Origin of the sequence: Rhodanobacter terrae (assembly GCF_042657005.1) — a bacterium.
Classification (GTDB): domain Bacteria; phylum Pseudomonadota; class Gammaproteobacteria; order Xanthomonadales; family Rhodanobacteraceae; genus Rhodanobacter; species Rhodanobacter terrae.
In genome coordinates this window covers 1-1896 of record NZ_JBHSNG010000068.1, presented here as the reverse complement: position 1 = coordinate 1896, position 1896 = coordinate 1, and the positions used below count along the sequence as shown (strand labels likewise).

At 69.6% G+C, this 1896-nt stretch carries 1 protein-coding gene; it reads left to right on the top strand.

All coding sequences use genetic code 11. From position 1 onward, the window contains the following. The first annotated feature begins 66 nt into the window (after positions 1–66). The gene (gene glmS, locus ACFPPB_RS20225) at positions 67–1896 is read left to right on the top strand and encodes a glutamine--fructose-6-phosphate transaminase (isomerizing) (protein ID WP_377330453.1); all 1830 of its coding nucleotides are present in this window, start codon (positions 67–69) and stop codon (positions 1894–1896) included.

Genomic DNA, 1896 nt, shown 5'->3' with positions numbered 1-1896 from the left:
CCGCCCAGAATGGCCGACGTCACGCGGGGGCCGCCCGGCGCCGTGTCTCTCAGAGGAAGCTTTGCCATGTGTGGAATCGTTGCTGCCGTTGCCCAGCGGGACGTCGCGCCGCTGCTGATCGTGGGCCTCAAGGCGCTGGAATACCGCGGCTATGACTCCTCCGGCGTGGCCGTGCTCGATCACGGCGCGATCCAGCGCGTGCGCGCCAAGGGCAAGGTGCGCGAGATGGAGGCGCTGTACCTCGCCGCGCCGTTCCCCGGCGGCACCGGCATCGCGCACACGCGCTGGGCCACGCACGGCGTGCCGAACGAGGCGAACGCGCATCCGCACATCGCCGGGCGTGTCGCACTGGTGCACAACGGCATCATCGAGAATCACGTCAACCTGCGCACCGAGCTGCAGGCGCGCGGGCGCGTGTTCACCTCGGACACCGACACCGAGGTGATGGCGGCGCTGATCGACGAACGCCTGGGCCAGGGCCTGACGCTGCGCGAGGCGGTGCTGGCCACCGTGCGCGAACTGGAAGGGGCGTATGCGATCGCGGTGATCAGCCGCGACGAACCCGGTCGAGTGGTCGGCGCACGCCGCGGTGCGCCGCTGCTGGTCGGCCTGGGCATCGGCGAGAACTTCCTGGGCTCCGATGCGCAGGCGCTGATCCAGGTCACCCACAAGATGCTGTACCTGGACGAGGGCGACGTGGTCGAGATCACCCGCGACCGCGTGCAGGTGTTCGCCCTGGACGGCCAGCCGGTGGAGCGGGCGGTGCACGAGAGCGAGCTGTCCACCGACGCGGTGGAGCGCGGCGAATACCGCCACTACATGCAGAAGGAGATCTTCGAGCAGCCGCAGGCGGTGGCCAACACGCTGGAAGCGCGGCTGGGGCCGCACGGCGTGCTGCCGAACATCTTCGGCATCGACAGCGAGGGACTGCTGCAGGCCGCGCGCGGCCTGCACATCATCGCCTGCGGCACCAGCTATCACGCCGGCCTGGTCGCCAAGTACTGGATCGAGGAATACGCGCGGCTGCCGGTCAGCGTGGAAGTGGCCAGCGAATACCGTTACCGCGAGACGGTGGTGCCGGCCGACACGCTGTTCGTGGCCATTTCGCAGTCCGGCGAAACCGCCGACACGCTGGCGGCGCTGCGCGAGTCGCGCCGCCGCGGCTACCTGGGCACGCTGGCGATCTGCAACGTGCCCGAGTCGTCGCTGGTGCGCGAGGCGGACCTGAAGCTGATGACCCGCGCCGGCCCGGAAATCGGGGTGGCCTCGACCAAGGCGTTCACCACTCAGCTGGCCGCGCTGGCGCTGCTGACGCTGGAACTGGCCCGCCGCCACGGGCTCGATCCGCAGCGCTACGCCGCGTTGTGCACCGAGCTGCAGCATCTGCCGCGGGCGATCGAGAATGCATTGCAGCTGGAGCCGGCGATCATCGACCTGGCCGCCGAATTCATCCATCGCCAGCACGCCTTGTTCCTGGGCCGGGGCGTGCAGTACCCGGTGGCGCTGGAAGGCGCGCTGAAGCTCAAGGAAATCTCCTACATCCACGCCGAGGCGTATCCGGCCGGGGAACTCAAGCACGGCCCGCTGGCGCTGGTGGACGAGACCATGCCGGTGATCGCGGTGGCGCCGAACGGCCCGCTGCTGGACAAGCTCAAGTCCAACCTGCAGGAAGTGCGCGCCCGCGGCGGCCGCCTGATCGTGTTCGCCGACGGCACCGCCGGCATGGACGACATGGCCCACCACGGGGCGATGCTGCGGGTGGCATCGGGCGGCTCCTTCATCGCGCCGGCCGTGTTCACCGTGCCGCTGCAATTGCTGGCCTATCACGTCGCCGTGCTGCGCGGCACCGACGTGGATCAGCCGCGCAATCTGGCCAAGTCGGTGACGGTGGAATAA

Bases quoted from the DNA above. Each gene is read 5' to 3' on its own strand.
- glmS (WP_377330453.1), top strand. From the start codon at position 67: ATGTGTGGAATCGTTGCTGCCGTTGCCCAGCGGGACGTCGCGCCGCTG.